The sequence below is a fragment of the Streptomyces sp. DSM 40868 genome, from assembly GCF_011820545.1.
GTDB lineage: Bacteria > Actinomycetota > Actinomycetes > Streptomycetales > Streptomycetaceae > Streptomyces > Streptomyces eurythermus.
In genome coordinates this window covers 7,544,843-7,569,907 of the sequence record NZ_CP050504.1, presented here as the reverse complement: position 1 = coordinate 7,569,907, position 25,065 = coordinate 7,544,843, and the positions used below count along the sequence as shown (strand labels likewise).

Here is a 25,065-nt window from a genome sequence, read left to right as displayed (position 1 = left end):
TCCCACTGAAGGGACTTCGGTTTCCCTGAACCCACGGGCCTCACGGGGGTTGAGGAACCTCGGAACGAAAACCGGCGCTAAGACGTCGTTTCAGTTGGTGAGTTTGCGGTAGCTGATGAGGGCCGCGGCGATGCCGACGAAGGCCAGGAAGTGCTCGGCCTTTCGCTCGTAACGGCGGTGCAGCCTTCGGCATCCGGCCAGCCAGGAGACCGTTCTCTCGACGACCCAGCGGTGTCGGCCGAGCCGCGTGGAGGACTCGATGCCCTTGCGGGCGATTCGGTGGCGGATGCGACGCTCGCGAAGCCATTTCCACAGGTGGTCGTAGTCGTAGCACTTGTCGGCATGAAGCTTGGCCGGACGCCGGCGGCGGGGTCCGCGGCGGGAACGTATGGGTGGGATCCCGCGCACGAACGGTTCCAGGCCGAGGCTGTCGTGCATATTGGCGCCGGAGACACCCAGCGACAGCGGCACGCCGTTGCGATCGGTGATGAGGTGGATTTTCGATACCGGCTTGCCGCGATCGGTCGGATTCGGTCCCGTCAGCGGCCCCCTTTTGCCGCCCGGACGCTGACGGAGTCGATCGCGCACCGCGACCAGTCCAGCTCACCCCGAGCACCGAGTTCGTCGAGGATGACGCGGTGCAGCCGGGCCCACACCCGCTCCCGGCTCCACTGGGCGAAGCGCCGGTAGACCGTGGGCCAGGCCGGCCCGAAAACCGGCGGCAACTGCCGCCAGGCGCAGCCCGAGGTGGCGACGAAGATGATCGCCGCCAGGCATTCACGGTCCCCGGCCCGTCGGCGACCGCCACCCTGCGGGCGAATGACATCCGTCGGCGGGACCACCCGCCGGAACAACGTCCACAACTCGCCCGGCACCAACCGCTCCACCAGATCCGTCATGCACGGATCAACGAGCGAACACACCAACAGAAACGGCGTCTAAGCCTCCGTCGGCCCTGGTGGGCGGCTGACGGGGCGTCGGCCGTGGAACCGGGCTGAAGTCGTCCCACGGATAACGCCCTATTATCCGTGGCAACGCTGATCACGACCTGCGGAGACGTTCTCGGGGTCGTGCGCGAAGCGACCCTGTTATCTGCGGCAAGGAGGAGACCGTGCCCGCGGTCGTGCAGCTGCCCGCCGGGAAGGCGTTGACCGTCCGCACGGCGGCAGACGTGTTCCTCGACTCGCTCAACAACCCGAACACCACCCGTTCGTACGGCATCGGCGTCGGCAAGACCGCCGAACGCCTCGGAGAGGGCCGCCCGCTCGCCACGGTCGCGGACGACGAGATCGGCGAGACTCTCGAACTGCTGTGGGGCACCTCCGCGGTCAACACATGGAACGCCCGCCGGACCTCCGTGCTGTCGTGGCTGAGCTGGTGTGCCGAGCGCGGCTACGACGGCCCGGCGGTCCCGGCCTGAGTGAAGCTCACCCCGCCGGACTCCGAGACCCCCGCCCGCTCGAAGATGGCGGTCGATCGGCTGATCGCCCGCCGCGACGTCCACCCGCGGGAGAAGACGCTGTGACGGATGCTCTACGAGACCTACGCGCGGGCGGAGGAGATCCTCGGCGTCAACATCGAGGAGATGGACCTGGCCGGTCGCCGGGCCCCGGTGAAAGCAAAGGGTGCCCGGCCGCGGACCCGGCGCCGGGGCGCCCCGCGCGAGAAGTTCGTGCTGGAGACCGTGTTCTGGGACGCCGGCACCGTCCGCCTGCTGCTCCGGCTGATCAAGGGCCGTACCCGGGGGCCGGTGTTCGTCACCCACCGCAAGCCGGGCCCGGCAAGGTTCTCAGCTCCCATGACGTCTGCCCGGACACGGGGCTGGTGCGGCTGTCGTACGGGCAGGCCCGTGCCCTGCTCGACACCCACACCGCGGTCGGCGGGGCGCCGGGCACGGGCTGGGACCTTCACGAGTACCGGCACTCCGGCCTCACACACCTCGGCGAGGCCGGGGCCAGCCTGCAGATGCTGATGGCGAAGTCCCGGCACAAGAAGCAGGAGAACGTACGGCGCTACTTCCACCCCTCGGCGGAGGCGATCGCCGAGGTCACCAGCCTGCTCGCTCCCGGCGGCAGCAGGCGCTGAAGCGTGCCCGTCGGCGGCCTGCCAGGGTCCCGTGCGGGGAATCAGTGGCCCATCGAGGTGAGCTTTTCTCGCAGCGTCTTCAATTCCTTCGAGACGGTGACATCAGGGATGCTCATGAGGCGGTCCACCAGCGCGGCATTCTCGTCCAAGCAAGTGGGGATGTCGATGTTCTCGATGACCCACGTGTCGCCATCGGGGTAGAACTCAGCATCGCCTCCTGTGTCGACCACAGCGATGGGGCCGACAGTGGTCTTGGTCCCGTCGTGTTCGAAGACGATGTCTACCACTCCGTACCACGGGTTCTCCCATCCGTGGTTTTCCGGCCCCATGGTGAGGGTCAGGCGATCGAGCTTGTTGTCCTCGATCGTGAAGCTGATGTCCTTCGACTGCTCATAAGGCGTCTTCGGCAGCCGGTCGGGCAGGGGGAAGTCGTAATTCATGGAGATCGCCAGCTCGCCTCCGATCTGATGGCACCCCGGCAGTACTCCGGCCTCACGAACCCGCAGCGTAGCTTTGGTGATCAGAGACGGACCAGGGGCCCGGTTCTCAAACGTGATGTCCAGGTGCGGGCCCCGCAGATCCGTGAGGGCCTCTTGTCCCTCATCGGTCTGCTCCTTGCCGTCGATGCCCTCCTTGATGTAGGCGGCGATCCTCGCGACCTTGAGATTGGGCTGGCGGGCTGCCTCTGACACACCCGTGCTTGCTTGTACATCTCCGCTCTTCGCCTGCGACTGCCCCGACTCGGAGGAGTCGTTGCCGTAATAGATCGCGAGAACGATGCCCACGACGGTGGCGACCAGGGTCAGCAGGCCGATGAGGTTGGGCTTGTGCCTCCATCTCGATTCCGGATCGCTGGCAGGTGTAGACGGGGTGCCGGTCGCCGAAGGCGCGGTTGGCGCCCCTGCCGAGGCCGACGGGGTGGCCGACGAACCGGCTGACGTTGGTGCTGTCCCCGGCGGCGGCGTGGTGGGGGGAGTCGGAGGAGACTGTGGAGCCGGCGCGGGGGCCCCTGGTGCCCCCTGCGCGCCTGGTGCGGCAGCAGGGGGCACCTGAGCACCCGCTCCATCGGCCGCAGAGCTTCCGCTCGTGTTTCCGCCGGTGGTGCCTGAAGAGTTCGGCATACGTAATCCCCCTAGCCACGTGGCCCAAGTCCCGGTTCGGAGAGGAAGATTATCGAGGATCTCGCGTGCCGATCGGAAACCTCCGAGACCGCTGCTCCTTGGTGTTATTCGTCGTCGGTGGCGTCCTTGTCCCGCAGCGGGCGCAGCCCGCCGGACAGCTCAGGAAGCTGGAACGATGCTCCAGCACGCAGAACGCGTACGCCTTCCAGTCGACCGTGCCCGGCTCCAGGTGCGGAGCGGAGAGCACCAGGCGCCGCCACGACCTGGTGAGCAGGCCGGTTTCGATCTCCGCCGGGCCGACCTTCTTGCGTCCCATCAGGTCCGGCAGCGACTTGAGCGCCTTCAGGACCGCCGCGCCCTCCGGCGTGGTGCCGAAGTCGACCACCGTCACCAGGAGCTTCAGGAACGGCCCCACGGTGCCGAACCGGGTGACTAGCTGGGCCCGCCATGCCTCGTCAGCGTCCGAGTCGAGCGGCGGGGTCAGCTCGAACAGCGCGGCGATCGCCGCCGCCAGCTCGTGCCGGGGCACCACCTGCTCGATCCGCTCCCACATCGTCTCCAGCTGTCTCCACCTCGGGCGGGCTGATCTCCCCGGTGTCGGTGTTGACCTGCTCGCTGGTGGTGTCGAACACGATCTGGAACGCGGCGGCCAGCTGCGCCGACGCCCTCTCCACACGCGGCAGCGTCTTCAGCTTCTCCTTCGCCGTCTCCCGCTCCGCTCTGGCCAGCAGCTTCGCCGCGATCAGCACCTCCAGCAGGTCCAGGGCCTCATCGACCACCCGGGACGTCAGGTAGACCGCAGTGGCCAGCAGCGTGGCCAGGCGCCGGGAGTCACCGTGCCGCCGCAGCGACGCCTTGCCGTCGACCCCGTACCGCGACAGCTCCGTCAGCCGCCACGGCGGTATCCCCGACACTTCCACCTCGCCCATCCCGAAGGCCGCGACCTCCTCCGCCCGCTCCAACGCCCACTTCATCTGCGGCCCGGAGATCCGCACCGGCCCCCGGCGCAGCCGGTCCAGCTCCGACCCGGGCGCCCGGTGGCACCGTCAGCAGGGAGTCCAGCACCGCCCGCTGACCAGCGCTCAGCAGGCCGTAGAGGGTGTCCCACAGCCGCTGGTTCGCCGCCTCCCTCACCGCGGCCACCAGCCGGGCCAACGTCGTCACCCTGGGCAGCAGCACCCGCCGCTCACGCAGCCGCCCCGCCGCCGCGTCGAACAGCGCCTTCGGACCCTCACCGGTCGTCCAGACCCGCGCGTCCACCCACGCCCGCAGTTCCGCCTCCGCCTCGGCGAACTCCGTGTACTCCAGGACCCACCGCAGCTCACGGACGTGATCGAGCCGGGTGTTCTCCCGCTCGCCGTACGCCTTCAGCGCCGACGCGTCCCCGATACCGAGCTGCTCGGCTAGGTAGTCGACCACCTCCGCCGGCACGTCGGTCGGATCGTCCAGGAACACCCCGAGGAACCGGACCGTGGTCATCTGCACCGCGAACCCGAGCCGGTTGTGGACCCGCCGCTTCGGCTTATCAAGGCCGTGCTCACCGTGCTCGCTACCGATGACGTCAGGAATACCGATGGTGACCTGATCAGCGAGAAGACCGTCACCGAGGTAACACGCCCCCTCGCCGACGTCGGTTGGCAGCACACTCCGAGGACGCTACCTGCACTGGAAGCCCCATGACGCAGACGTCAGGCTGACCTTCGATGCCTTCGCGGCGCAGGACCCCGGCGATATCCTCAACACCTGGATGATCTGGGCAGGGCAGGACATGAATCGCCCCTAGTGGGCCATCCGCGCCTCCAACTACACTCCTACCAGCATCCTTTCCCACCTCGCCGACGAGCTGGCTCACGGAATCGGAGCGCGTCAGCATCATCCACGGCCGGTGAAGCTGGCCTCCCCGTCCGCCACCACGCTGCCGTCCAGACCGCCGTACGAGCCACCAGCCCCGCGTCTGCGTTGACCGAACCAGAAGACCGCTGATGCACGCCCCCTTTCGGGCGATGCCGAGCAGCCCGACTCGTCGACATCAGCACCTCACCTTTCAGACAGAAATCGAACGACTGCACACGTGAGAGTGAGTGACGCCGGGCGCCTTTCGAGGCCACGGCTAGCATCAATCGGCCAATTTACACACTGACCACCAAAATCGGAATCAAACATATGGCCGCCTCGCTGTTACGGTGACCATCTGTTTGTCAGTGCCCGGCGGTACACCGTTCACATCCCCGGAGATGGTCTCAGGGGGTGGGAAGCGAGTGTGAGATGCGGCTGACAACCAAGCAGCGAGCAGCGATCGAGACTGTCAATGGTCACCTGGGAATCGTGGCCTGTGCGGGATCCGGGAAGACGGAAGTCATCGCTCAGCGAGTAGTGAACCTGCTGCGCCAGCCGGGAGTTGAGCCGCGCAACATCGTGGCCTTCACGTTTACCGAGCGAGCCGCAGCGGAACTGAAGCAGCGCATTTTCTCGCGTGTCCGTGAGCAGCTCGGAGATGTTCGTGGGCTCGCTGAGCTGTTCGTCGGGACCATGCACGGTTACGCGCTGAACCTGCTGCAGTCGCATGTGCCCGAGACGTTCAAGTGCACCGTCCTCAGCGAGGTGCAGTCCCGGGTCCTGATCGACAGGAACAGCAAGAGCAGCGGCCTGACGAACACGTACATCCGCTCTACCGGCAAGCCGCCACGCAAGATGAAGCGGTACCGTGAGTCCCGTCTCTACCAGCGGGCCATGGACCTCATGCGGGAAGATCACGTAGACATTGACCAGTTGCCTGCGGATGTGGTCGACGGCCTGAACGCGTACCGCATGCTCCTACGGCGCCATCACTACCTTGACTACACGGAAATTATCCGCCTAACCGCAGATCTGCTGCTTCCGCCGTCGAGCACCGCCGCGACCGCAGCAGCGCCCGTGGTCAACCTCCGGGACCACGTCCGAGAGACGGTGCAGCACGTCGTCGTGGACGAGTACCAGGACACCAACCCCGTACAGGAGCAGATGATCAAGGGACTCACCCAGTTCGGCGCGAATCTCTGCGTCGTCGGGGATGATGACCAGACCATCTATCAGTGGCGCGGAAGCGCGGTGAGCAACATCCTGACGTTCGCCAGTCGCTACACTGGAGCCAAGATCGTTGACCTGAACGAGAACTTTCGTTCCTCGCCGGCCGTGGTGGACCTGGCTCGCCAAGTCGTGGAGCGCATCGACCCGTCCCACCGCCTGACCAAGTCCATGACCGCCAGCGGGCACCAGCGCTACGACCGAGGCGACCTGCTTGCTCTTGCCTTCAAGTCGCCCCAGGAGGAGGCAGCCGGGATCTGCGACCGGATCGAGTGGATGCTCGGCCTTCCTTTCATCGACCGGCCGGGGGGCGAGCCGCGGGGGCTGACCTATTCGGATTTCTCCGTCCTGTTCCGCAGCGTGGCCAAGGACGCTGACGCTCTGGTGGCCGAAATGCGGGCACGGGGTATCCCCTACATCATCAAGGGCCTGCACCGCCTGTTCGAGACGCCTGAAGTCAAGGCGGCCAAGAGCTGCTTCGACTACATCGCGGACACGGTGGACAGCAGCGCCGTCATCGCGGCTTGGCTGGACGCCCAGCTCGGCCTGCGTGAGGAAGATCTGCGGCGAGGAATCAAGATCCTCGATGACGCTCGCGGCTGGACGCAGGGGACGCCGTGGGACACCTACACCATCCAGGGAATTTACCAACGTTTCCTCGGCGAAATCGGCCTCCGCGAGGACCATCTCGAAGCCAGCATCGGCCCGCAGCGCAGCGAGTTGGCCTTCTACAACCTCGGACGATTCAGCACAGCCATTGGGGACTACGAGCGCATCCACTTCCTCAGCAGCCCGCCCGACCGATTCACCACTTTCGCAAAGTGGCTGGAATATCAGGCTGGCTACTACTACGAGGAGAGCGACGCCGACGACGGATACGCGCAGCCGGAGGCCGTGACCATCGCCACTGTCCATCAGGCCAAAGGCATGCAGTGGCCGGCAGTATTCATCCCCTGCATGCGTAGCAACCGTTTCCCGAGTAAGAAGCATGGCGGCCTGAACGTCTTCCACGTTGTCCCCCAGGCCGCCGTAAGCGACGCCGACCGTTATCGCGGCAGCGAGGAAGACGAGCGCCGCCTTTTCTACGTCGCCGCCACACGCGCCCAGAAGTACCTCACCCTGTCGTTCTCTCCCGGAACCAGCCAGCTCTACCGCAAGGAGTCAAAGTTCTTCGTCGAGGCCACCCGGAACACCTACGTCATGACGAAGGCTCCGACGGTCCCGGACGAGTCCACACTGAACCGGATCGAGCCAACCCCCGCAGGTAGCAAGCCCGACATCGTCTTCAGCTTCAGCGAGCTGAAGTACCTATTCGAGTGCCCCTACCAGTTCAAGCTGCGTTTCCTGTATGGCTTTGACTCCCCCCTGCAGAAGGAGCTGGGCTATGGCAAGTCCCTGCATGACGTCATGGCGGAAGTCCACAAGCGCGCTGTGAAGGGTGACATCGTCAATGACACCGAGGTCGAAGGACTCGTTGACCGTCACCTACATGCTCCCTTCGCTCCCGACCCCCTGAAGCAAAAGCTGCGCCTCGCCGCCATTCGTGCAGTTCGCCGTTACCTGACCGAGAACCGCTCCCGGCTGCCGTGGACCGAGCACTCGGAACTCCCGGTCGAAGTTCATCTCACCCCAGGCGTTGCCGTCGCCGGCCGGATCGACCTGATTCGCCGCCTCGACACCGGCGAACAGTCAATCGTCGACTACAAGTCGGACGAACGCGCCCACGCGGAAGAAGTCACACGCGACCAACTGCACATTTACGTCGCTGGGTACGAAGAACTCAGCGGCAACCGTGCCGATGTCGTCGAGATCCTCAACCTGGACGAGCGCAGCCGAAGCGTTCGCGAGCCGGTGGACGATGTCCTCATGAAGGACATTGCAGACAAGATCGCAGAAGCCGGAGACCGGATCCGCCGCAACGACATGCCCCGCAAAACCACATGGTGCGACACCTGCGCGACATGCGACTTCTCGTCGATCTGTCGCGACCGCCCCACCAGTCCGTGAGGAGCTGCGGGGTCTTCGGGGCCGCTCACCTGGGGATGCCATCGAGACGGTGAATGCACGCCGGCATCCTACGAATCGAGCAACATAGCGCGGGATCACCGGTTAGCCAAACCGGCGATCCCGCGCATCATAGATAGTCCACCGCCACGCCCTGACCCCACGTCGGAAGGTGCCGCAAACGCGACCTGCTCACTGCACGTCACGCAAGCTGCCTGCCACCCCGCGCAACAGTGCCCCACGCCGCGGCGTAGCTCGCGCGGAACAGATCCTCTGCCCGCTCAACGTCCCAAAGGGTGCGCAACTGCACCTCAAGGTCGCCCGTGCCGTGGTGACCGAGTCCGGTCACGTCCCGGGTGAAGCCGGGTACCAGGTCGACCTCTTTGGGATCGGCCTTGAGGTAGATGAGGAGCTTGGACCTCTGCGGCGGGCAGACGCAGGCGAAGTTCCGCAACCGCTGATACGCACGGTACGTCTTGCGCTGGACCCGGCTCACCTCACCGCCGAGGCCCAGCAGCGCCTCGTCCACCGCCTCAACCAGCCCCACCAGCTCGGCCGGCCCTGCCTCCACGCCACGGCCAGCCCGTTTCGCACCCCCCTGTCGGCGAACCCGCCCCTCCCCGGGCACCCGGCCGCCACCGACGGCGGATGCAACGGTCTCCAGACCGAACAGGTCGCGACCGAACAACCGGTAGCGGACCAGATCGATGCTGTGCCGGTGCTCACGCACGGCGTGGACGTCGTAACGGGTGAAGTCACCGGCAACGCAGATCAGCCTCGGGCTGCTCCAGAGCACCTGGGCCGCGACCGAGGTTCCGAGCCGGTCGCGGACCAGACGCTCGAACTCCGCCCTGTGGTCCACGAGCCAGCTCAAGTAGAACAGCCCCTGGTTGATGACGCCGGCATCGACGCCGCGCTTGTACTCCACAATGACTGGCGACCCGTTCTCGTCCAGCCCGAGCGAATCGATCCGGCCCCCGTGGACGGGCCCGGTGCCGTACTCGCTCGCCAGGAACCGGACTCCCAGCAGCATCTCCATATGCGCCTCGACGAAGCGCTGCACATCTGCCTCGACCTCAGCAAGACGCGGCATGACCTCGGTCACGCCGCTTTTCGTCGTGTCCGTGCGAAACAACTTCAGGCCCGACACCTTCCCCTCCACGGCTCGTAGATCATCAACGCCGAGGAGGTGCGGAATTGTTTCCACGAGAGGCTTCGAGAATGTGAAGAGGGCGTGAAAGGCTTCCTCGGAACCATGCACAGGCACCAACGTCCCCGCCATACGTTCGATAAGGCGCAGGTCAGAGTAGATCTACACGGGATAGAGCAGGCGCCTTCTAAGCACCTGCTCTATTGACTGACCCAGAAGCGGGATCTGCGGCTAACCTCGCCCCTATCGCTTCGTACTCCGCGAGGTGTACGTCGAGGATCTGTGACCTGTTACCGGTCGTGCCTCCTCCACGCCCTCCATAGGCGGAAACCCGCTACCGCGGGAGAGTGAAGCGAAGCCGCATCCTCGTACTGGCAAGCTCATATCCAGCCAGCCCCGGTACGCCCAAGTGATCAGAGGGAGCGGGGAATGTGGCGGCGGGCACAATCCAGGACGTTGAAGACATGCTGATGTACGTCTCGGGGTCCGGGCTCAGATGTGTCGCCCGTTTCACCTCAAAGTCGCCAAGGCTGATCTCGCAGATGCTGCCGAATAGGCGGCGCTCCAAGCGTCCGCAAGGATTGCCTCGACCAGAGGACGCCCGCACAACCACGTTCGCCCGGTTCAGGGTTGTTTCAAGCTAGGGAATTGGCGCATCAACTCTTGCGCTTCCGCTACGGCTGCCCCATCCGTTTCCAGAGCTCGGTATAGAAGTGGTGCGATCTCGCGCCTCCGGTTACGCTTCCGAAGCGCTCGCGCCCAATTCGCAACGGCGCCGGAGGGGAGCAGGCGAATTACATCGTCTACAAGCCCGGGAGCGTGGGTGTCGCATGCTTGCACCCAGGCGGAGAGACCTTCGAACGGGTCTGTGTAGTTAGGGGACAATCCTGCGACAAATCCAGAGCAGTTGGCAGCGGCGAGTTCGACTGCAACCTGAGTGTCATAGCTCGCCAGGCTGTTCAGGAGTTCTGCGGCGAATTCCCAGTGCTGGCTGGGCAGGCCGAGGTCGAGTGGCAGACCGCGGCGAAGCAACCGGATCGTCATCTCTGGGGCCATGTGGGCTAGGAAAGGATCGATCGTGGCGTACTGAGCCTCGTATCGTTCGAGGAGTTCCCGGGCCTCGGCCGGTCTGAATTCGTGGAGAACTTCGACCGCATACAGATGGTTTTGGGGAGGAGACGGCAGGCTTCGCTCGAACTCAGCTGCGAGCGTGTCAAGGTCCATCCGGCCTACTACGGCCTTGCCTATCGCGGGATCGGCTTCCCAAACGAAGGAGACGAAATAGTGGAAGTTGTGCCAGGTCAGGTCTGCGCGAGGCCGTGAGAGGGATTGCGCAAGTTGGTCAAGGTCAAGGCTCCGGGCAAACTTCTTGGCCAGTCGGCGAGCCGCGCGGTCGGGGGCTCGCCTTCCCCGGAGGAATCGTGGAGCAAACCCGAGGAGAAATGCCCAGGTATCAAATATCTTTTGAGACTCAACGGGAGGATTCTTTGAGATCTGCGCCGCAAGGTAGGGAATCAACTTTTCAAATATCGAAAGACCTAGATCCCGAGCCGTGTAGGCCAGAGTCTTGAGCAGTTCGCTGATGCCTTCAATACTCGCAGGAGGGTGGTCGACAAGCATCTGGAAGGAATTCTGGTCATAGGCGTCGCCGACTCTCTCCATAAGACGCAGCCCGCCTCCCTGCGTGATTCTATCTACGGCGCGGGTGGTGGAGTAGATATGCGGCCACCCACCCTCGGAAACAAGCCGCGCGAGCGCATGCGGGTCCACATCGACGAGAAGATTCTCAGTGAATTCCCTATCATGGTAAGATAGAGAATTGATCAAGTCTCCGATTGCCCACCCGTTCTCCGGTGAGACGTCGACTAGCCATTCACGGATGTTACCGAAACGATTGCGAACTAGATCCAGGCAGACACTCTCGTCCAGAAGCAGGAGTCGTTCGAGGAGATGGGCAGCCATGCCGGCATCAGCTCCGGCAGGCGTGGAGAGCGCACGTTCGGCCAGCGCGCAAATACGTGAGCGAGTAAGAACCCCGTGCCGCGCGAGCACCCAACGCGCTTCCGAACTGTGATTCCGTCCAATGAGCCACGCGGCGCCCCGCATCGGTATTCCGGGTGCGTCCAGCGCGAGGCAGAGAAGGACCGCTGCAGCCTCACGATCTGCTTCAATCTGACTCTCAGGCAGTGCGGCTCGGACACGGCGCGACCGGCGAGCAGCAGGCACGGGCGTCGGTGGCGCGGGAGCCACTGCTGAGGCGATAGACGGAATCACGATGCGTGACTGGGACGGGAGGGGAACCTGTGGTGGATGCAGCATCCACGTGATCAGCGCCCAAGCAGCCTTGAGGTGTGCGCAGCGCAGAATCCCGTCACTCACAATCGTCAGGCGCTTGACCTGCAGGATGCGCAGACCCCGAACGATCCAGGCGCGGTCACGGCCAAGCGCGTGAGCATAGGATTCAAGGTCGCGAGCCGTCACACCGGCATCCACACTGGCAACCTGCGCGATGGCGAGCGCTAGCAGAAGCAGATCCGCACGGTCATGGTCGCGCAAGTCGAGCACGTCGCGTTCGGTGCGCCGCCAGCCGCCGGTAAGCGTGTAGAAGAAACGCCAGGCAGACTCTGCTTGACCGGCTTCGGTAAGGCGGTCAAGCAGCCGCTCGTCACCGATCTGCTCCCCAACGGAGTCGTCTAGCCTGCGTACCGCAGGGAGGATCTCGTCCGCACGCTTGCGCATTTCGTAGGCAAGCGTGCCTACCGCAGCAGCACCGCTGATGCGGTAAGTGCTGACGCCGCCTGCCACATGATCCACTCCGACGATCAGTATCAGCTGATCTGTGGTGGCGGTCTCGGCCAACTCACGTACAAGATCTGCAGACAGGTCCTGCGCATCGTCGATCAGAAGGACTTTGGGATGTGCATACAGGGCGAGATCGGCCGCCCACTGCCGCGGATCGCGCTTGCGAGCATCGTCGCGCAGCCTCAGTACCTCGTAGCCGTCGCCCTTGAGGAGATCACTCGTAGCTTGATACGCGGTAATCGACTTGCCACAGCCACTGTCCCCGTTGAGCACGACGGCGTGATCGCGGCGTAGCGCGTCGGCGAGAAGATCGACTTCGAGGAGTCGCGGACAGGCGTCCACGTCGCGAGGCCCGAGGCGTGCTCCGGCCAAAGCACGCCCAATATCTCCTTTGCCGGTGAACGTGACCGAGTGCCATGCCGACATGGCTTCTCGTTCGCGGACGTTGCGGGCAAGGAAGGTCAGAGCTGTGTCGGCTGTGGAGGGGATGTCGTCGATGCCAGACGCTTCAGGCCCAATGCGGCAGATGAGCCACCCGTGGCCGAGAGGGGCGATAAGTTGCTCGACCATGTGTCGGTCGCGTTCTGAGTATCCGACCAGGAGCAGGGTGCGCGGGTGGTGGGCTACGAGGTGCTGTATGCGGGCATCAAGCTCAGGGCTGAGGGTTCCGGGCAGATGAGGAAGCACCCATGGCCGTTCAGGACGAGCAGCATCGCCGTTGGGTTTGAACAGGATTCCGGAAGGGATCTCGGTTCCGTACTGGCGGCGATAAGCAGACTCAAGAAAGGTGTCCCAGTTGAGCGAGACGACACACTCAATGACGCTGGCGTGGATCAGCGCCGCGAGTTCCTCGTGGGCAGTGGATGGCTGTGCGCTGCGACGGAGATCGAGGTTGGCCATCTCTTGTTGGAAGCGCCGTCTGGCCAGTATGTGGTTGTCCACAGTGCGCCACGCGAGATTGCTACGAGCAGAGTCGTCGCCGATGAGAATCTTCGCAGGTTGATCGGGCTGGCCAAGTTCAGCAGCGAGCAGCGCTCGAGCCTCGGGATCGGCGTCGATGGCGTCCCATAGCAGTGCGGTCAGCCCTGTACTGGTTGGGTACGGGGTCGAAAGGGACAGCCCTGTTCCGATGACGACCATGACGCCGAGCTCCAGCTTGTCGCGCAACTGTGCAATGCGGTCGGTGACATTACTGCTCGTCGGTTCGGGGGGCTGTGTGCAGGAGTCTGCCATCGCGACCAACTCCTCCGCGTGAGACTCGGAATGCTCCGCTGTGAAACCGCGTGCTTCAAGTTGGCGGCCGGAGTGGGGAATCGCTGGCTGTACTTCCGCAGGCATCAGTTCGGGAGCCGGGGCCCCATTCTTCTGCAGCAGGTCGACGAAGGCAGAACCTGTGGCGAACCTACGGGCCGGCAGCGCGCGCAGGCGACGGTTCTCGTGCTCCTCGTCGTCGTGAAGCACGATGCCGATGAGGCAACCTTGGCAGAAGACTGCCGCCCCTGAGATCCCACTCCACGCCCTCCGCTGGTCGGTTCGTAGGCGCGGCGCAGCGTGCTGGTCGAGCGTGTAAAGGTCGTGCGGGCCTTCACCTCCGGCCAGCGGTGAGAGGACACCGCGTAGGTGTTCCACGAGACGTTGGCCGTCCTCGGCTCTGGTCTGGAGCGGGTAACCCAGGCCAGAGTATGGAAGGGCTTCAGTGCCGACCGGACGGCCCCAGCGCACCGTTCCTGGGACGTCCACTGGCGCGTCCAGGTGCAGCAGGGCCGCGTCCGCGCCGTCAGGATCGGTCCAGCAGACGGTGGCCACACGCCGTTCCACGCCGCCGGACGGCGGATGGCCCACCCCGGCGGTGATCCTCGGCCAAACCTTACCGGTTTCATCGACGATGACATGGCGGGCGGTCAGCACCAATTGAGGAGCGATAAGGTAGCCCGACCCAGATTTGCGACGACCTGTGCCATCGCAGCGGACATCTGCCAGTCTGTGCTTGTCCATGCAGTCTTCTCAGCCTATGCCCTAATCAGCCACCCTCTGCGTTACCGTCAGTCCTCGCCCCAGGAGCCAGTCTCGTCGGCGCTAACCTCAGCCCGCCCGCCGCCAGTGGCCCGATCTTTGACCTTCAGCGTGAGGGTTAGCTTGTGTGTTCTCGTCGACCCGGTCGAGCCGCCAGCACCTACGGTGGCCACGCCGAACGTCAGCTTCCCCTCCCCACGGCCCTCGTTGCGTAGCTCCAACAGCAGCTCAAGTTGGGCATCCTCAATCTCAAATGCGAACTGCTGCCCCACGCTTGCCCCCTGGGCTGCGTACAGCTCCTGACGCAGCTCCTCGATTGCTGCAGCCAGCCCGATCTCTGCCATCCTGTACCCCCGCGCCCTCACCTGTCGAAGCGACCTTGCAGCTTCGGATCTGATCATCAACGGCCGATTGCAGCCGCCGCGTCCGCAGCAGTCTGCCCAACCACGTCATGTCGCGCCAACTGTGCAGGGTCACCGACAGCAGAAAGAGCAACCGAGTAGTCGTCCCAGCCATGTGCTTGGCCGACGGCTCGCGTCACCGCCCGGCGTGCCGTTCCGGCCCATGGGGACTCAATCCCCTGAGGTACGGCTCGAGCTCCTCCGGCGTGGGTTCACGTGTGTGCGGCATCTCCGGAAGCCCGCTGCCCAAGGGGTCGACCGACGTCACGTACCCCCTTGCCCACTCCAACCAATCTCGGGCCGAGTCCAGAGCCGGCTCGTCCACGGCGCCGTCCAACTCGCCGATGCGACGTTCCAATGCCATGCAGTACGCACTGAGGGCAGCCGCTTCTTGCCACCGCCCGGCCTCTTCGCGTAGCACCTGGGCAAGTCGTTCGCGAACAGCCTGTTCCTTCGCCACGCCCATGGCCGCTTGCCAACGAACTTCGCGTTCCGCCCTGGCCTGCTGTTCATCCTGCCGGCGCCGAGCATCCTCTACAGCTCGCGCCTCGATCTCTCTAAGGATCACGCCCAAGGCTTCTTCAAGCGTCCGGCTCTTCCGATCCCGCCAGCGACCGGGCCGACCGGTCAGACCATGGGCAAGCTCCACGACGAGACGAGCGGAGCGCTCCAGATCCGTGGACTCCGGGAACTCCTGCCTGACTGTGACGGTGTACGCGAAGCCGTCGACAGCGACGTCCACGCCGCCCTCGCGCGGGAAGAAGGACGACCGTGCCTTCTGCACCTCATACCCTCGCCGTACCGCCTCAGCCGCCTGGCCCTGCAACAGCAGCAGCGACCTATGGCGCAGCGCAGACGGCATCACCAACCGACTCTCGGCGTCTTTGAGCGCAGCCATCACCGGATGCAGGCGCCCCAGCCGTGCGGGGACGGGAACCGACCCTCCGACCGCCTTCGGCCGCTGACTCCGCGCGTTGGGATGCGGGCCCTCCGCAAGGAACAACTCCAGCCCCGGACCGCCATAAGGGACCTTCTCGATGCGTTTGCCCGTCGGCTCCAGGCCGTGGCGATTCGCGTAATTGACTACGCGCCGCCACTCCGCGATCTCGTCGTCATCGGGATCAGCGATCGGGACGTGGCCCTCGGCGACAAGCCGCTCAATCAGTTCCTGCGCCTTCGCCTGCCGGGCGCGCGCGATGGGCCGCGCGCTACAGGGCGGCCGAGACTTGGCAGGCTCCGTCGGCTCACCGCCGTCGGCGACCGCAGAGTCGTCGTCGATCATCAGGAGACAACGATCCCGCATCACGTCGGCCAAACGCTAGCCACTTGACATCAAGGTCCGAGCACCCTCGTCGACAACAGGGTGCACGGGGAGCCGATGCTGCCGTTCGATCGAGGCCAACCACCAGCGCACAGGCTCCAGCCCACCGCGCTGCCCTACCTCGAGTAGAGCCGAAAGGGCCTCCGCCAGCCACGGGAGTCCTCTGGGACTTCCGGCCCTGGCAACCGGCACGAGCGTGAAACAACCGAAAGTCCATTCGCGCTGCTCAAAGGCCACCACGCCCCCATCACGGCAGGTCACCGCGCTCGCTGATCACTTCCGGGACAACCGGCCATCAGGGGCCAGCAGCTCCACGCAGGGCGTCACCCACGCTCGACACCCCATCGGTATACGCCGCCCTGGCAGGGCCTGACCCGCCCAAAAGGGCACCTGACACCCCACCAGAACGAGCGTCAAATGAGCGTCAAGATATCGCCCGTAACGCCCACACCGCACATAATGCGCACGCACAAAACGGCAGGTCAGAAGCCCTTTGCCGTCGGTTCAAGGATGGCAACGCACTCCACATGATGCGTCATAGGAAACAGGTCGATCGAGGACCGCAGCGGCTGGCTCTTCACCCCCGATCATGTCGCGTCAGCCGGGCAACATAGCCCCTGATCGCCGGTTAGCCAAACCGGCGTATCCGGAGACGATTATCTGGTCAACGCCCGTTTCGGAGCACAACCGGCGAGTAACGGTGACTGGCGTCAGCGCTGCTGCCGATGGGACACGACACGCCTCCGTTCCCGGAACGTGTCGCCCGCATCTGAAGCCTTCCGCCAACCCGCCCGGTGCTCCGTACTGCCCGGAGATCGCCCACACTTGCCTGTCCCAATAGCAACAAGCACCAACGCCGAACCCCATCACGAGAAGAAGACCACAGCACAACCCGCACCTCCCTATCCCGGCCCAGCCGACGACCAAACACCCCTCCTGACCAACGCCTGGTACTCGACCAGCGCCCTGGCCGCTCGTCTCCGAGTGGACACCTCGACCCTGCGCCGATGGCGCACCGCCCAGCCTCCCCAAGGGCCGCCGTTCGTCGCGCTGTCGGAACGCGTCGTCATGTACAGCGCCCTCGACGTCGAGGAATGGCTGCGCAGCCGTCGTACCACCCCCACCAAGGGAATCCATGGCCGATAGGACCAACATCGCCGCCGGCATCCGGATCTCCACCGACATCGAACACCGCCCCGACCGCCCCGCGCCGTACCGGGCGCGCGTCCGATGGTGGGATCCCACCACCAAACGCCGTCAGTCACTGTCCGAGGGAAAGAACAGCGAAGAAGAAGTGCGGGAGTGGCTCCAGGCCATCGTCCAGGCCGCCCAAGCCGGTCTGACCCCGTCGACCGCCACCATGACGCTGGCCGAATACGGCGAGGCGAACATGGACCTCGCGCTGCGCGGCCTGGAGCTGAAGACGCTGGACCCCTATCTCGCGGGGTGGCGGAAGCGTGTCGTTCCCGCTCTGGGGCACCTCGCTGTTCGGTTGATCACCAACGGTGTCGTCGACCGGACCGTGCAGAACTGGATCGCCGACGAGCACAGCCGCTCAACGGTCAAGAACACCATCGCCGTCCTGGTCCGCGTCATGGAACAGGCCGTCCGGGACGGCATCATCACCGTCAATCCCGCCCGCGTGACCGGCTGGCAGAAGCTCTACAAGCAGGCCGAGGACGAACTCCGTAATCCGCGCGCGCTGGCCCTGCCCGACTGGGACAGTCTCGTCCAGCTGGCCGACGCGCTCGTGGCCGCCTCCCACGACCAGTACCGAGGGTGGGGAGACGTCGTCGTCTTCGCCGCGTGCACCGCCGCCCGGATCGGCGAAGTCTCAGGCTGCCGCATCCAGGACATCGACACCGACCAGTGGATCTGGACCGTACGGCGCCAGACCACACCCGCACCCGGCGGCCTGACCGACAAGGGCACCAAAGGCAAGCGGGCCCGCAAGGTCCCCATCATCGAGGAGATCCGCCCCCTCGTCGCCCAGCGCATCCTGTCCGCCGGCCCCGACCCCGACGCCCGCCTGTTCACCGGCCCGCGCGGCGGACGCATCTCCACCGCCGTCCTGCGCGACGCCACCCACTGGGACGACGTGGTCATCCGGCTCGGCTACGAACACCTGCGCCGCCACGACCTCCGGCACACCGGCCTGACCTGGTTCGCCGACGCGGGAGTGCCGGTCCACGTCCTGCGGCGCATCGCCGGCCACGGCTCCCTCATGACCACCCAGCGCTACCTCCACCCCGACGTCCACAAGATCACGGCCGCCGGCGCAGCACTCTCCGCACACCTCAGCGCGGTCCGCGCCCCCCGCTCACTCCCCGGCCCGATCGTCATGACCCGCTGACACCGGTCAAGGGAGCGCTGGTCCCCAACTGGTCCCCAAGAACGGCCGAGGGCCGGTTTCGGATTGCTCCGAAACCGGCCCTGACCTGCGACTCTCACGAGTCGGGACGACAGGATTTGAACCTGCGACCCCTTGACCCCCAGTCAAGTGCGCTACCAAGCTGCGCCACGTCCCGCCGCGGTCCCACGCGGGGTTTCCCGCGTGATCACGCAGGTCAACATTACCGCACCCGGACGGGTGCCCGTGTCACCCCCGGGGTGGTGGGCGCCTCGGCCGGCGGGCCCTGGCGGCGGGCCGGGACCAGGAGGGCGGCGGCGGCCGCGGCCAGGCAGAGGAGGGTGAGCAGGGCCCAGCCGTGGGTGTAGCCGGAGGCGTACGGCAGGCCCGAGGGCTGGAGCCGGCCGGTGACCAGGACGCTGGTGAGCGCGGCGCCGATGGAGCCGCCGATGGTGCGGATGTTGGCGTTCATGCCGGTCGCGGCGCCGGTCTGGGCCGGCGGCACGCTGCCCACGATGAGGTTGGCCATCGAGGCGAAGGCCAGTCCGATGCCGAGGCCGAACAGAGCCGCGACGACGCCGATCTGCCACCGGGCGTCATGCCAGAGGGTGAGGAAGCCGCAGGCCAGCGCGCCGAGTGCGGCTCCCGTGGTGAGAAGTGCCTTGGCGCCGACGCGGGGCTCCAGCCGGCCCGACACCACGCCGGAGAGGAACATCGCGACCAGCATGGGCAGCATGAGCAGTCCGGACTCGGTGACGCTGGCGTCGAAGCCGTAGCCGGCCGCGGCCGGTGTCTGGACGAAGCCCGGCAGGAAGGACCAGATGGAGTACATGCCGGCGCCGAACAGCAGGGCGGCGGTGTTGGTCGTCCACACCGCGGGCAGCCGCAGCACCCGCAGGTCGATCAGCGGGGTGCGCGAGCGGGCCTCGGTCACCAGCCACACCGCGAACAGCACGACGGCGGCGGCGAACAGGCCGAGCACCCTCGGCGAGCCCCAGCCCCACTGCCCGGCCTGGCTCAGCGGCAGCAGCAGGGCCACCAGCCAGCCGGAGAGCAGCACGGCACCGGTCCAGCCGACCTTGCCCGCGGTCCGTTCGGGCGACTCGGGGATGTAGCGCAGGGCGATCAGGACCGTCGCGGCGACGATCGCCACCGGGATCCAGAACAGCCAGCGGTAGTCGAGCGCGGACACGATCGGTCCGGCGGCCACCATGCCGACGCCGCCGCCGGCCGCGATCACGGCGGAGAGGTTGCTGATGCTGCCGCTGACCTCGGCCGGGGCGAACTCGTCCCGGATGATGCCGAAGGAGAGCGGGAACAGGGCGCCGCCGACGCCCTGGACGACCCGGGCGACGATCAGTACGCCGATGTTCGGGGCCAGCGCGGCGACCAGGCAGCCCGCGAGGACGGTCAGCAGGACGGCGACGAGGGTCCGCTTCCGGCCGGCCAGGTCGCCGACCCGGCCGAGGATCGGGGTGAAGACCGAGGCGGACAGCAGGTACGCCGTCATCACCCAGGTCGCGGTGGACGGGGAGGCGTGCAGGGCGTGCTGGACGGTCGGCAGGGCCGGCGCGATCAGCGACTGGAGCATGGAGAAGACACCGGCTCCGGTCGCGAGGACCGCGAAGGTGAGCCGGGCGGAGGCGCGGGGCATGGAGAAGCCTCTCCGTAATCGAGGAAGCGGATCAAGGAAGGGGAAGGGGAAGGGGGAAGCGGATCAGGGAAGCGAGGGTCGGGTGCCTGGGGTGCGTGGTGGGCCGGTACCCGGGGTGAGCGGTGCGCGGGGGCACGGTCGTGGCGGCCGTGCCCGGTCGCGGGGGCGGCACGTGCGGGCCGCGTCCGGCCATGGCGGAGCCACCCCGCACTGGTAAAGTGGAGGTACCCCTCCACTCTAGCGGAGGGTCACCTCCGCTTCAATCCGATTCCCTCCGGGAGGCAGCAGTGACGGCCACGCCGTTCCCCGTCAGCGAGATCGTCGCGGCCCGCCGGCCGCACCGTAAGGACGCTGCCCGCAACTACGACGCCCTGCTCGACGCGGCCCGCGAGGCGTTCGCCGAGCACGGGGCCGACGCCTCCCTGGAGGACATCGCCCGCCGCGCCGGTGTCGGCATCGGCACCCTGTACCGGAACTTCCCGACCCGCCGCGACCTGTTCGAGACGGTCTACGCCGACGAGGTCTCCGCCCTGTGCGCGGCCGCCCTGGAGCTGACGGACCGGGAGCCGTGGGAGGCGCTGACGGCATGGCTGGACCGGTTCGCCGGTTACATGGTCACCAAGCGCGCGGTGCGCGAGGCGCTGAACGGCGAGTCGGACATCTTCCAGACCTGCCGCGAGTCCATGTACGCGGCCGGCGGCCCGCTGCTGGAGCGTGCCCAGCGCGTCGGCGCGGCGCGGACGGACATGGACTTCGGGGACCTGCTGCGGCTGGTCGCCGGGATCATGGCGACGAACTTCGAGGACGACGCCCAGCGCGACCGGGTGCTCGCCATCGCGCTGGACGGCGTGCGCAGCCGCCGCTGACCAAGGGCGACGAAGTGTCCCGTGCCCGGGCCCGATGCCCCACACCCTGTCCACGGCACCGCGCCGCACCCGCCGACTAGGGTCGCCCGCATGACGCACAGCTTCGCGCTCCACATCCCCGACGCCGGCCTCGAACCCGAGCACCTGGACCCGGCGCAGATCGTCTCCGGGCATCCGGAGGTGACCGGGAAGGTGGTCTGGGAGTCGCCGGACGGGCGGCGGATCCGGGGGATCTGGCAGATCACCCCGGGTGTGGTCACGGACACGGAGGCCGACGAGCTGTTCGTGGTGATCAGCGGCTCGGCCACGATCGAGGTCGAGGACGGTCCGACGCTGCGGGTGGGGCCCGGCGACATGGCGGTGCTGCGGGCGGGGGACCGTACGCGGTGGACGGTGCACGAGACGCTGCGCAAGGCGTACGCCATCGACCTCTGAGACTCCGAGGGAGCGTCGGGAGGGTTGACACGCCTCCATGTCCGGACAAAGGTGGCCCGGAGCCGGGACGGACCGGTCCGGGCGCCGGTCCCACGCTTCTGGGAGAGGCTGTCATGGTGGATGCGCTGGGTGTCGCCGTCATCGGGTTCGGCTGGATGGGCCGTGTGCACACCCGGGCGTACGCGCGGCTCCCGCACCACTATCCGGACCTGCCGCTGCGGCCCCGGCTGGTCACGGTCGCCGAGGAGGTGCCGGGGCGGGCCGAGGAGGCCGCCGAGCGGTTCGGGTTCGTCTCCGCGACCCGCGACTGGCGCGAGGTGGCCGCCGACCCGCGCGTCCAGGCCGTCAGCGTCACCGCGCCGAACTTCCTGCACCGGGAGATCGGCGTGACGCTGGCCGAGGCCGGCAAGCACCTGTGGATCGAGAAGCCGGTGGGCCTGACCGCCGCCGACGCGCGCGCGGTCGCCGACGCGGTCGCGCGGGCCGGTGTGCAGGGCACGGTCGGCTTCAACTACCGCAACGCGCCCGCCGTGGAGGCCGCCCGCGAGCTGCTCGCCTCCGGCGGGATCGGCACGGTCACGCATGTGCGCGTCCGTCTGTTCAGCGACTACGCGGCGGACCCGGACACCGCTCTGACCTGGCGCTACGAGCGGCGGCGCGGGGGCAGCGGGGTGCTCGGCGACCTGGCCTCGCACGGTGTGGACCTGGCCCGCTTCCTGTGCGGGGAGATCGCCTCCCTCGCCGCGGACACCGCGGTCTTCGTCCCCGAGCGCGCCCGGCCGGGCGGTGCGACGGCCGGCCACGCCCTGGCCCCGGGCGGCGAGCCGGGCCCGGTGGAGAACGAGGACTACGTCGGCTGTCTGCTCCGTTTCGCCTCCGGCGCCCGTGGGGTCCTGGAGGCCTGCCGGGTCTCCGTCGGCGAGCAGAACGCCTACGGCTTCGAGGTGCACGGCAGCCGCGGGGCGGTGTTCTGGGACTTCCGGAGGATGAACGAGCTGGGCGTGTGCCGCGGCACCGGCTACCGGGACCAGGCCGTGAGCACGGTCCATGTCGGCCCGGGCGCCGGCGAGTTCGCCGCGTTCCAGCCGGGCGCGGCCAACGCGATGGGCTACGACGACCTGAAGGTGATCGAGGCCTGCCGCTTCGTACGGTCCGTCGCCGAGGGCACGCCGCACGGCACCACCCTCGCGGACGCGGTGCACAGCGCGCGTGCGCTCGACGCGATGGAGCGGTCCGCGCGGACCGGCGGCTGGGTCAGCCCGTAGGGGGGCCGTTCCCGGGTTTCGGTGGTTCTCCGCCGATGGTGTGCGGTGCGGGGTTTGTAAGGACAAGAATGGGACGCATGCGTATCGGAATCCTCGGTCTCGGCCGGATCGGCTCCTTTCACGCCGAGACCCTCTTCGGGCTCGACGCCGTCGAATCGCTCGTCGTCACCGACCCGTTCGCGGACGCCGCCGAGCGGGCGGCTCAGCGGTTCGGTGCCGAGGTGGCCCCGTCGCCGCGGGCACTGCTGGCGTCGGGGGTGGACGGCATCGTGGTGGCGGCGGCCACCGACGCCCACCCCGCGCTGATCCGGGCCGGTGTCGAGGCCGGTGTCCCCGTCTTCTGCGAGAAGCCCGTCGCCCGGACGATGCGCGAGGGCGTCGAGCTCCTGGACGTCGTGCGGGACGGGGGCGTGCCGGTCCAGATCGGCTACCACCGGCGCTTCGACGCGGGGTTCGCCGCCGCCCGGGCCGCCGTACGGGCCGGTGAGCTGGGCGCGCTGCACACCGTGCGGTCCACGACGCTGGATCCGGAGCCGCCGCCTGCCGCGTACATCGCCGCGTCCGGCGGCATCTTCCGGGACTGTTCCGTGCACGACTTCGACAGCATCCGCTGGGTGACGGGCCGTGAGGTGGCCGAGGTGTACGCGGTGGGCGGCAATCGCGGCGCCGGCCACATCGCGGCGGCGGGCGACGCCGACACCGCCGGCGCGCTGCTCACCCTGGACGACGGCACGGTCGCGGTGGTGTCGAACTCCCGCCACAACCGGCGGGGTTACGACGTGCGCCTGGAATTGCACGGCTTCGCCGACTCGCTCGCCGTGGGCCTGGACGACCGGCTTCCGCTGCGCTCGGCCGAGCCGGGCGCGGGTTTCCCCTCGGGCACTCCGCACGCCTTCTTCATGGACCGGTTCGCCGCCGCCTACCGCGCCGAACTCGCCGCGTTCACCGAGGTCGTGGCCGGTACCCGGCCCTCCCCCTGCACCGTGCGGGACGCCCTGGAGGCGGGCTGGATCGCCGAGGCGTGCACCCTGTCGCTGCGCGAGCACCGGCCGGTGACGCTCGCGGAGGTGCGGTCGGCCTGAGCGGCGCGGGGACGGTGCGAAAGCCCCGGTCGGCGGGCCGGTACGCGGCGCCGGCCCCGTCCCCGCGCCCGGGTCAGCCGCAGTACCGGATCAGCCACTCGTCCGCGTGGTAGGTGTCCCGTGCCGGGTCCGGCCGGGTGGCCGGCTTCGTCTCGACCGTGTCCTGGAGGCGTATCCGCTCGGGCAGGCGGCCGAAGCGCTGCCGCCGGGCGACGGCCGCGTCGGCCGTGTCGGCGGCGCCGGTGTCGTCGCGGGGCGTGTCGTGGGTGTGCGTGCGGTGCGTCATGTCGTCCTCCCGTCCACGCGGGCGTTCCCCGTTGTCGGTGGAACGCCCGGGTGCCCCCGGTTGGTTCCCGGCCGCGCCGTGGCCGAATCCGTCAGGAGGGCGCAGGATCCGGCGCGCACGCCCGCTCAGGCGCCGCAGGAGCGCAGGAAGCGCCGGGTGCGGACGGCGATCGGCAGCGGACGCTCCGGCTCGCACGGGTACATGTCCTGCTCGACGATCGCGAACAGGTCCACGCCCAGTCCCTGTGCCGCCCGCAGCACCGGCGCCAGGTCCGGCACGCCGGAAGGCGGTTCGCACATCACCCCGCGCCGCACGGCGGGCCCGAACGGCAGCCCCTGGGCGACGACTTCGGCGAGGACGTCCGGGTCGACCTGCTTGAGGTGCAGATAGCCGATGCGCTCGCCGTAGGTCTCGATCAGCTTGACGCTGTCGCCGCCGCAGTAGGCGTAGTGCCCGGTGTCCAGGCAGAGGCTCACCAGCCGGCTGTCGGTGGCGTCCAGGAAGCGGGTGACGTGGGCCTCGGTGTCGAGGTGGGTGTCGGCGTGCGGGTGGACGACGATGTCCAGGCCGTAGGTCTCCCGGACCCGGTGGCCGAGCCGTTCCATGCCCCGGCTCAGGTGGGTCCACTGCTCGGGGGTCAGCTCGGGCGGCTCCAGGATCTCGGCGGTCTTGTCGTCGCGCCAGAAGGAGGGGATCACCACCAGGTGCCGGGCGCCCATGGCCCGGGTGAGCGCGGCGACCCGGCCGACGTGGGCCCAGGTCTCCTCCCAGACGGCCGGTCCGCGGTGCAGGGCGGTGAAGACCGTGCCCGCCGACACGTTCAGGTTCCGCCGGGCCAGTTCGTCGGCGAGCCGGACCGGGTCGGTGGGGAGGTAGCCGTAGGGGCCGAGTTCGATCCAGTCGTAACCCGCCTCGGACACCTCGTCGAGGAAGCGGTGCCAGGGGATCTGGTGCGGGTCGTCGGGGAACCAGACGCCCCAGGAGTCGGGGGCGGAGCCGACCCGGATGCGGTCGAGGGTCTGGGCCATGTCAGGGGTTCCTCTCCGGGGCGGTCGTCGCGGGCGGGCCCGCCGTCCATCCTTTGTCAGGACATCATTTCACGAACGCGTCCGCGTGCAACGGGGATGCGTGCTCCCTGGTGCTGGTCTTTCCCGTGTGTGCCTGGTA

The 25,065-nt window shown here is 67.4% G+C and carries 16 protein-coding genes, 1 tRNA gene and 2 pseudogenes; 8 read left to right on the top strand and 11 right to left on the bottom strand.

Annotated elements, in window-relative coordinates; all coding sequences use genetic code 11:
• Positions 1 to 90: 90 nt before the first annotated feature.
• Positions 91 to 899 (bottom strand): IS5 family transposase gene (locus HB370_RS34205; RefSeq protein WP_167513066.1). Its coding sequence is split into 2 segments (ribosomal slippage): positions 91 to 549 and positions 552 to 899, totalling 807 coding nucleotides; the frame shifts between segments, so codons are not numbered across the junction.
• A gap of 212 nt (positions 900 to 1,111) precedes the next feature.
• On the opposite strand from HB370_RS34205, the pseudogene HB370_RS41430 reads away from it, so the two are divergent.
• A pseudogene (locus HB370_RS41430) lies at positions 1,112 to 2,085 on the top strand (site-specific integrase).
• A gap of 41 nt (positions 2,086 to 2,126) precedes the next feature.
• On the opposite strand, the gene HB370_RS34190 reads toward HB370_RS41430, so the two are convergent.
• Both HB370_RS34190 and HB370_RS42735 read right to left on the bottom strand, forming a co-directional pair.
• A complete protein-coding gene (locus HB370_RS34190; RefSeq protein ID WP_030794847.1) occupies positions 2,127 to 2,870 on the bottom strand; it encodes a hypothetical protein in 744 nt (247 codons plus the stop codon).
• A 514-nt stretch (positions 2,871 to 3,384) separates the two neighbouring features.
• A pseudogene (locus tag HB370_RS42735) lies at positions 3,385 to 4,730 on the bottom strand (DUF4158 domain-containing protein); the annotation flags it as partial.
• A 741-nt stretch (positions 4,731 to 5,471) separates the two neighbouring features.
• On the opposite strand from HB370_RS42735, the gene HB370_RS34180 reads away from it, so the two are divergent.
• Positions 5,472 to 8,276: an ATP-dependent DNA helicase gene (locus HB370_RS34180; RefSeq protein WP_030794850.1), complete on the top strand. Its 2,805-nt coding sequence runs from the start codon at positions 5,472 to 5,474 to the stop codon at positions 8,274 to 8,276.
• A gap of 199 nt (positions 8,277 to 8,475) precedes the next feature.
• On the opposite strand, the gene HB370_RS34175 is transcribed toward HB370_RS34180, so the two are convergent.
• The 4 genes from HB370_RS34175 to HB370_RS34160 form a co-directional block, all read right to left on the bottom strand.
• Positions 8,476 to 9,423 carry a DUF5655 domain-containing protein gene (locus tag HB370_RS34175; protein ID WP_051816297.1) on the bottom strand — a complete coding sequence of 316 codons (948 nt, stop codon included), beginning with the start codon at positions 9,421 to 9,423 and terminating at the stop codon, positions 8,476 to 8,478.
• A gap of 624 nt (positions 9,424 to 10,047) precedes the next feature.
• Entirely contained in the window at positions 10,048 to 14,220 is a 4,173-nt protein-coding gene (locus HB370_RS34170) for a trypsin-like serine protease (RefSeq protein ID WP_106980828.1), read from the bottom strand.
• Positions 14,221 to 14,267: 47 nt separating this feature from the next.
• On the bottom strand, positions 14,268 to 14,639 hold the full coding sequence (locus HB370_RS34165) for a trypco2 family protein (protein WP_244405738.1): 372 nt from the start codon (positions 14,637 to 14,639) through the stop codon (positions 14,268 to 14,270).
• 136 nt (positions 14,640 to 14,775) lie between these two features.
• Positions 14,776 to 15,921, bottom strand: a complete 1,146-nt coding sequence (locus HB370_RS34160; protein WP_244405736.1) for a hypothetical protein — start codon at positions 15,919 to 15,921, stop codon at positions 14,776 to 14,778.
• A 1,023-nt stretch (positions 15,922 to 16,944) separates the two neighbouring features.
• Between HB370_RS34160 and HB370_RS34155 the strand changes: the two genes are divergently transcribed.
• The gene (locus HB370_RS34155; protein WP_244405735.1) at positions 16,945 to 17,106 is read left to right on the top strand and encodes a hypothetical protein; all 162 of its coding nucleotides are present in this window, start codon (positions 16,945 to 16,947) and stop codon (positions 17,104 to 17,106) included.
• On the top strand, positions 17,096 to 18,313 hold the full coding sequence (locus tag HB370_RS34150; protein WP_167513065.1) for a site-specific integrase: 1,218 nt from the start codon (positions 17,096 to 17,098) through the stop codon (positions 18,311 to 18,313). Before HB370_RS34155 ends, HB370_RS34150 begins: the two co-directional genes overlap by 11 nt.
• 101 nt (positions 18,314 to 18,414) lie before the next feature.
• On the opposite strand, the gene HB370_RS34145 is transcribed toward HB370_RS34150, so the two are convergent.
• Together HB370_RS34145 and HB370_RS34140 are read right to left on the bottom strand one after the other, a co-directional pair.
• Positions 18,415 to 18,488 (bottom strand) — tRNA-Pro (locus HB370_RS34145).
• Positions 18,489 to 18,533: 45 nt separating this feature from the next.
• Positions 18,534 to 19,964 (bottom strand): MFS transporter, encoded by a 1,431-nt coding sequence (locus tag HB370_RS34140; protein ID WP_030791467.1) that lies wholly within the window; start codon positions 19,962 to 19,964, stop codon positions 18,534 to 18,536.
• 287 nt (positions 19,965 to 20,251) lie between these two features.
• On the opposite strand from HB370_RS34140, the gene HB370_RS34135 reads away from it, so the two are divergent.
• The 4 genes from HB370_RS34135 to HB370_RS34120 all read left to right on the top strand — a co-directional run bounded on the left by HB370_RS34135 (position 20,252) and on the right by HB370_RS34120 (position 23,612).
• A complete protein-coding gene (locus HB370_RS34135) occupies positions 20,252 to 20,830 on the top strand; it encodes a TetR/AcrR family transcriptional regulator (RefSeq protein ID WP_030791470.1) in 579 nt (192 codons plus the stop codon).
• Between the two features lie 90 nt (positions 20,831 to 20,920).
• Positions 20,921 to 21,265, top strand: coding sequence for a cupin domain-containing protein (locus HB370_RS34130; RefSeq protein ID WP_030791473.1), 345 nt, complete (start codon positions 20,921 to 20,923; stop codon positions 21,263 to 21,265).
• 113 nt (positions 21,266 to 21,378) lie between these two features.
• Positions 21,379 to 22,530 (top strand): Gfo/Idh/MocA family oxidoreductase, encoded by a 1,152-nt coding sequence (locus tag HB370_RS34125; protein WP_030791476.1) that lies wholly within the window; start codon positions 21,379 to 21,381, stop codon positions 22,528 to 22,530.
• Between the two features lie 77 nt (positions 22,531 to 22,607).
• A complete protein-coding gene (locus tag HB370_RS34120; protein ID WP_030791479.1) occupies positions 22,608 to 23,612 on the top strand; it encodes a Gfo/Idh/MocA family oxidoreductase in 1,005 nt (334 codons plus the stop codon).
• 73 nt (positions 23,613 to 23,685) lie between these two features.
• On the opposite strand, the gene HB370_RS34115 is transcribed toward HB370_RS34120, so the two are convergent.
• Both HB370_RS34115 and HB370_RS34110 read right to left on the bottom strand, forming a co-directional pair.
• Positions 23,686 to 23,898, bottom strand: coding sequence for a hypothetical protein (locus tag HB370_RS34115; RefSeq protein ID WP_030791481.1), 213 nt, complete (start codon positions 23,896 to 23,898; stop codon positions 23,686 to 23,688).
• A 125-nt stretch (positions 23,899 to 24,023) separates the two neighbouring features.
• Entirely contained in the window at positions 24,024 to 24,926 is a 903-nt protein-coding gene (locus tag HB370_RS34110; protein ID WP_030791484.1) for a sugar phosphate isomerase/epimerase, read from the bottom strand.
• Positions 24,927 to 25,065: the final 139 nt, after the last annotated feature.